6 protein-coding genes are annotated in these 6,949 nt (G+C 61.3%); 3 read left to right on the forward strand and 3 right to left on the reverse strand.

All coding sequences use genetic code 11. The annotated features are described in order from the left end of the window. Window positions 1-41 precede the first annotated feature (41 nt). Complete coding sequence (locus ACFFAR_RS19955; protein WP_375508328.1) at window positions 42-890, forward strand: alpha/beta hydrolase; 849 nt, start codon at window positions 42-44, stop codon at window positions 888-890. Between the two features lie 436 nt (window positions 891-1,326). Continuing rightward, entirely contained in the window at window positions 1,327-1,515 is a 189-nt protein-coding gene (locus ACFFAR_RS19960; RefSeq protein WP_062003427.1) for a hypothetical protein, read from the forward strand. A gap of 30 nt (window positions 1,516-1,545) precedes the next feature. Here ACFFAR_RS19960 and ACFFAR_RS19965 read toward each other — a convergent pair whose 3' ends face one another. After that, window positions 1,546-1,986, reverse strand: coding sequence for a GNAT family N-acetyltransferase (locus tag ACFFAR_RS19965; protein ID WP_375508326.1), 441 nt, complete (start codon window positions 1,984-1,986; stop codon window positions 1,546-1,548). A gap of 55 nt (window positions 1,987-2,041) precedes the next feature. Here ACFFAR_RS19965 and ACFFAR_RS19970 point away from each other — a divergent pair, with 55 nt between their 5' ends. Continuing rightward, window positions 2,042-2,956, forward strand: a complete 915-nt coding sequence (locus ACFFAR_RS19970) for a recombination-associated protein RdgC (RefSeq protein WP_062171658.1) — start codon at window positions 2,042-2,044, stop codon at window positions 2,954-2,956. Between the two features lie 6 nt (window positions 2,957-2,962). Here ACFFAR_RS19970 and ACFFAR_RS19975 read toward each other — a convergent pair whose 3' ends face one another. Then, window positions 2,963-4,855 (reverse strand): DUF3857 domain-containing protein, encoded by a 1,893-nt coding sequence (locus ACFFAR_RS19975; protein ID WP_174362218.1) that lies wholly within the window; start codon window positions 4,853-4,855, stop codon window positions 2,963-2,965. Between the two features lie 158 nt (window positions 4,856-5,013). Then, the coding region (locus tag ACFFAR_RS19980; RefSeq protein ID WP_375508327.1) for an autotransporter domain-containing protein at window positions 5,014-6,949 on the reverse strand (1,936 nt) is incomplete at its 5' end.

A 6,949-nucleotide genomic window follows, 5' to 3' on the forward strand; every position in this document is an offset into this window, starting at 1 on the left:
ACGGTGTTCGCCCCTACACACACCGCTTATATCCTGGAGTTTTGAAAATGAAGATCCATGCCAAACTGGTCCTCTCGCTCATCGCAAGCGCATTGGTTTCAACCGGCGCATTCGCTCAGCAAATGCAAATGAAGATGCAACCCGTGCAGGAACAGCAGGCTTCACCCGCTGCCATGATGGCGGCGCCCCCGGCTCACGGACCGATCAAGAACATTGTCCTGGTTCATGGCGCGTTTGTTGGCGGAGCCGGATGGCGGCCTGTCTATGACATCCTGACGAAAGACGGATACAACGTGAAGCTCGTGCAAGAGCCGTTGACATCGTTTGGCGAAGACGTGAGCGCAACCAAGCGCGTTCTGGATCGTGAAGACGGCCCGGTCGTGCTCGTGGGTCACAGCTATGGCGGCGCGATCATCACGGAAGCCGGCAACGATCCTCATGTGAAGGCGCTGGTCTATATCGCAGCACATGCGCTCGATGTGGGTGAAACCGAAGTCAGCAACGGCAAGAAGTATCCGAACTCGACGAAGGCCGTCGTGAAGACGCCGGACGGTTTCCTGTTTCTGAATCCGGCCGATTACCCCGCCGACTTCGCGGCCGACTTGCCGCTGAAGCAAGCTCAATTCGAAGCGAATGCGCAGATGCCGACGGCAGCATCGGTCTTCTCCGGCGAGATCCCCGACCCGGCGTGGAAGACCAAGCCGAGCTGGTACATGGTTGCCAAGTCGGACAAGATCATCAACCCGGATCTGGAGCGCATGTACGCCGCGCGTGCGCATAGTCACACTGTCGAGATCCCGGGCGCCAGCCATTCCGTTTATGAGTCGCATCCGAAGGAAGTCGCGGCGTTAATCGAACAAGCTGCGCAACACGCGCAAGATCAAAGCTGATAGTTTTGACAAACGGCACACGACGCAACGGCGCTGAAGTTGCATTGCGTGCCTTTGCATTCCGATTATTCGCCAGAGAACTGCAAAACTGAATTGCCGTTTCCAGCGAATTGCCGGCGCTACATGGTATTGGGCGAAGTATGTCCCTCAGACAAACGCGATTGCCGTTGAGCAACTCGCGTTTTTCGGATAAATTAAAAACAACTCGCGTTCTCCTCGAAAGTTGTTGCCAAACATTTTCAGCGAGCCAGGGGCGGCGAGTGAGCTTGCAGCCCCGCTTCAAACACCTCGGATGATGGCGCGCATTTCGCGCCATCATCCGTTCATCGCATGGTCCCTGCGTTGCACCATTTAAAACGTGTCGTCGTCAAGCGGCACGCTGTCAGCACGCGCGTAGAATCGAACCAGCCGATATCGGCCACTCGAGGGGACGACCATGACCGTGTACGCCAGGGACGAGGCAGCAAGGAAAGCAGTCGAAATGGTGCAGGCAGCGCTCGAAGCGGGCTTGCTGAAGGAAATCGTGGCATGCAGTTTTAACAACCCGGAGAAATCGGGAAAAGAAACGGCCATGTATCTGGGCGGGATGATCAGGGAACTGACCACGCAGATTGCCGAGCTCTAGAACCTGTGCTTCAGTTGGGCGGTTCCGGTTCTACCCGCCGCCCAGCATCAATGTAGCGATTGTTGCATCATCGTCTGTCTCGACAAAACCCACCCGGCCATACCATGCATACGCGATCCTGTTGCATCGGAAGACATGCAGGTAAAGCGGCTTGTTCAAGCTGTACGCCAACGACGCCATGTCGTTTAGCATTTTCCGTCCGATGCCTTGCCGCTGCACCGCAGGAACGACGCACAACATCCGCAGCCAGACCAGATCCGGTTCGACCTCCCAGTGCACGAACCCGCAACGCTCGTCGCCTTGCATCACGATCCTGCACGAACCCTGGCGAAGGCTTTTCGCGAATCCCGTTCGTTGAGCGTGTTCGTCCCAGCCGGTCGCTTGGGTGACGAAGCCGACCATCGTTTCTTTGTAGGTCTCGTACAACCATTCAGAGTCTGCCGATACTGCTTGCCGCATGTCGAGGTTCATTTGTGCAAACGCCTGTTCACTGTCCTATAGAATAGTGCGTTTTGCCCGGATGCCTATGTGGTTCAAGAACCTTCAGCTTCATCGTCTCCCGGCCCCTTGGGCCGTCACTCCTGAACAGATCGAAAAATGGCTTGCTCCGCACGCGTTCGTGCCGGGCGGCGGCGTGGAAATGCAGAGCCACGGCTGGGCATCGCCGCGCGATGACGGATCACTCGTCTATGCCAAGAATCGCCAGATGCTGCTCGTCGCGCGCGCGGAAAAGAAGTTGCTGCCGGCCTCGGTGGTGACGCAGTTCGTCAAGGAACGCGCCGCTGAGCTGGAAGAGCAGCAGGGATTCAAGCCTGGCCGCAAGCAAATGCGCGAACTCAAGGAACAAGTCACCGACGAACTCCTGCCGCGCGCCTTCAGCATTCGCCGCGATACACGCGTGTGGATCGATACCGTCAACGGCTGGCTCGTGATCGATGCAGCATCGCCCACGCTCGCTGACGACGTCCTCGGTCTGCTCGTGAAATCGATCGATCAATTGCCGCTTGCAAGCGTGCGTGTCGCAATGGCGCCGGTCGCGGCAATGACGGACTGGCTGCTGTCGGGAGAAGGTCCCGGTGGCTTTTCACTCGATCAGGACACGGAGCTGCGTTCGAGCGGCGAAGGCAACGCGACCGTGCGTTATGTGGGCCATGCGCTCGAGATCGACGACATGCGCCGTCATATCGAAGCGGGCAAGCAATGCATGCGTCTTGCGATGACGTGGCAGGACCGGATCTCTTTCGTGCTGACGCCGTCACTGACCATCAAGCGCATCACGCCGCTCGATGTCATCAAGGAAGCAGCCGATCCCACCGCGCACGGTGACGACGAAGTCTTCGATTCCGACTTCACGCTGATGACGGGCGAGCTCGCAAAGATGCTGGCGGATATCGTCGATACGCTTGGCGGCGAGCAGGACTTTTCCAAGGCTGCCGCCTGATGTCGTTCAATTCGTCGTCGACTTGACGACGACCTGCGACTTCGTATCCCGTTCAATGCGTTTCAACGCCGGCTGCATGGCGGCGAACTCGGCGGGCGAGCACACCTGCTTGCCGAAGTTCGCCTGCAGATGACGCTCGGTCTGGAGCAGGTTGGTCGCAGGATCGAATACATAGCGAGATGAATACGTGAAGAACGTATCGCTGATATTGGTGTCCGCAGGGACGTCATTCACGCGCACGGTCTTCGGCAAGCTCAGTTGCGCGACTTCGTTGAAGTTGCCGCCAATGCACACGAACGGTTGCGTGCGAACGCGTTCGGCAAGCAGGTTCTCGACTTGCGATGCGATGCCGCCCGACAAACTCGTGAGCGCCGGTAATGCCGTGGTTCCGGTTGACCACACGACGTCATCGAGCGTGCCGCGTATTGTCGTGGTGACAGGCGTGCCGGTGGCATCCAGGTCGCTTGCCGTCAGGCTCGCAGCGCCGCGCAGCCCGGTCGCATGCAGACGGGCATCGCCGATTTGTTGACGGCGCTGGGGCGCCGCGTGCCGCAGGATCGCGCGCTCGGGTCCCGCGCTCCACCCCCCATCTTCAACTTGCGACGAAAACGCCGCTGATCCATCCGGCGCTACCGCGATCTGCAAACGCACATCGCGTGATAGCGGCTGCGTTGGCGGTGTCCGTGTGAGCGTGCCATCGCCAACGAGCAATGCCGGCCGATCCATCTCGGCAAGCGGCAGATATCCGAACTCGACGGCGGAAGCGGTGGCATCGGCGTACATATTCAAGCCCGGCAGCCACGTGATGATGTGATTGATCGCGCTCGCGCCGTAGCCCGGCACCGACGGTAACGTGTACACCGATCCGAGCGCGACCAGCGCCGGCTCGTTCTCGATTCCGGCCGCCGATAACAACGCCCCATACAGCGCCACGTAGTCCTTGCAGTCGCCATAGCGGTTCGCGAGGATCTGCGACGCCTTGTGCGGGACGGCGGGGCTTTGCCCCAGATAAAGCGATACGTAGCGAATATTGTGGCGAACCCAGTCGTAGAGCGTCGCGGCTTTTTCGCGGGAGGTGGCGTTGTTACGCGTCAGCGATTCAGCCAGATTGCGAATGGCGGGATCGTTTGCGGTTGGATCGATGGCGCCATCGCGATAACTCGCCGCGAAGCTTTTGTAATCGAAAAACGTCGATACCATCAGTCGATCGCCGAATTGCACGTAGCCGACCGCACCCGCTTCAACGCGGTCGTAGTGCAGCGTGCTGTATGCGAATTCGTAGCGCGTGCGGCCGTTGTGCGTGACAGGCGACAGGGCTTTGTAGCCGCGCGCATCGGCGTAAAGCGGCTTGTCTTCGGGCAGGTCGAAGACGAGCGTCTGGCTTTGAACGGGACCGCGGGCGGGCTCCACGAAATAATCGAACTGTCCGGGAATGACCGACTTCGACACCGTCTTGTGAAAACGCAGATGCACGGTCGACCCGGCATCGACGGCAGGGAAGATCACCGCCTTGAGGCGGCCGTCGGCGAAGGTCGGGGCGCCGGCGGAGCGCGGTTCCTGGATCTCGCGGATCTGGTCGGGGGCAACGTCATGGCGGGTGCCATCGGCGCTGACGGAATAGGCGTCGCTGACCTGGACCGTCGATGTGGATTTGTCGAACCAGACATACCGCTGCGCGACATCGCCGATACCTGCGGATGTATTGGCTTTCAGCGTGATTTCATCGTCTTCGGTGAGGGAACCATCGTCAGCGATGGTAAAGACGTGGACGTCGCTGATCGTGGTGGATGGTTGTTCGGTCTCCATGGTGTCGGCCGCGAACGCGGGGCGGAGCATGCACATCAGGAATGCGGCGAGCAGCGCAAGGGCATTGCGTGCACGGGATCGTTGCAGGTTCATGAGCCTTGGGCGCTCCGCCTCTGGATTGAGGCGTCAATCGTACAGGAGGTTTGGTTGCGCGCTTGGGCCGCCCGTTTCGTTCGTGCTGATTTTTGGCAGTAAGCGTGGGGTTGATCGCAGCCGCTGCGATCAACCCCACGACCGCCGCACTCAACCCCTCAAAACCGCCACATCACATTCCCCTGAATCGCATTATCGCGATACCCCCCGCCGTACTGGCCGGAATACGAAATTCCCACCGTGGCACTCTTGCCAACACTCACGTCGAGCCCGACCTCGACCACCGCCGTGTCACGCGCGATCGGCACGCCCGCCACCGAGAACGTCGTTGCACTTGCGCCGAAAGCAAGCCGCGACGTCGGCGTGACATCGCCGAATGCGTGACGCCAGCCGACCATCGCACGCGGCGTGATAGCCGTCGAGCTGCTCAGTTCCAGACGTGTAGCCGCACGAACACCCAAGGTCGAATACACGAGGTTCTGCGTATCGTTCCCGCTTTGCAATGCCGCCGCGCCGCCGCTTTCGGCAAAGCCATCGGTGTGCAGGTTCACGTACGCCAGCCCCGCGAACGGTTCCAGCGCGACGTTGCCAACGGGTATCGCGTAACCGGTTTCGCCGAAGACCTGCGCGGTCCCGGCGTTGTAGCTCGACGAGGGGTTATCGGAGAAGCCCGCGAAGCTCGCGCTGCGGTCCACGCGCACGTGATTCCACGTGTACGCCGAACCGACACGCACCGCGAGCGCGCCGAACTGGGCGCCGCCATACAGCGCGAGGTGATAGCTGTCGATCGAACTCGATGCGTCCTGCGCGCTGGTATCGAACGATGTATGGCCCACGCCGCCGGCCGCGCCGACGCGCCAGGTGTCGTTGATGGCGGTATCGGCGCCGATCACGAAACCCGTGCTGCTGCGATCGACGCTTGCCGCGTTGCCATCGCTGCCAAGCCGGCCTTGCGAACCGAATGCCTGGCCCCAGGCCACCGGTGACAGACGCGGCTTGAGGTTGCATGCGCCTCGCGACGTGATGTCGGCGGCCTTGTCGTTGCCATCGATGCGATCGCCGGCATCATCGAGACACGAAGCCGGCCCGGATGCGAGCGCTGCCAGCGGCCCCGTCGATGGCGCCAGCGCCTGGCGCATGCGGTCGGACACGGCATCGCGAATGTAATGGCTGTCGTCGAGCAGCACGCTTTTCGCGCTCGCGTGAATCTCGCCCGACATGTTGTTCAGCGCGATGCGCGCCGTGGGTTTGTCCTGCGTGATGAGCGCGTCGTAGATCGGCGTGCCCGGCCCCATCGCGGTGAGCGCGGTGCCAACCGCACGCTGGTTCTGCGTGGTGCCGACATCGGCAAACGAATTGCCGTTCGGCTTGAGTGTCAGGAAGACGCTGTTCGGACCATAGCCGAGTGTCGGCGTAAGGAACGCGAGGCTCGAGACCGTACTGGCGAACGTGCCGGTGACGCCGCCGCCCGCCGTAAGGATGGTGTAGGTCGTATTCGGCGCATAGGTTCCCGTCGATGGCCTGATCTGCACCGTGCCCCCGCCAAGCGCCGCGGTGCCGCTTGCATCGATGGAATTGCCTTGCTGCGGCGTGACCTGCACCTGGTACGTGGAACCCGGCGCGAAGCTGACGTTGCCGCCCACGTCGAGCGTCGTATTCGCGGCACCGGGCGCCGCGGTGCCGCCTGTGTTCACGATCAGGCCGCCGACCTTGCCGGTCCCGCCGAGCGTGCCGCCGCTGTTCACGGTGACCGTCGAATTGCCGATGGAACCATTCACCGCCAACGTACCCGCGTTCACCAGGGTCGGCCCCGAATACGTGCTTGTCCCGTTGAGGTTGAGTTGCCCCGATCCGTCCTTGACCACGCCGCCCGTGCCGCTGATCACGCCGCCATAGGTGATGGTGCCGGAATGGTTGAACGCAACCGTGCCGTTATCGACGATATTGCCGCTCACGCTGCCCGTCGTGCCGCCATTGCCGAGCTGCAAGGTGCCGGCGTTGATCTTCGTGCCGCCCGAGTAGGTGTTGTCGCCGGTCAGTGTCAGCGTATCTGCGCCACCCTTCGTGAGCGACCCGGCGCCGGTGATCGTGCCG

The sequence above is a fragment of the uncultured Caballeronia sp. genome (assembly GCF_964243625.1).
Lineage (GTDB): Bacteria > Pseudomonadota > Gammaproteobacteria > Burkholderiales > Burkholderiaceae > Caballeronia.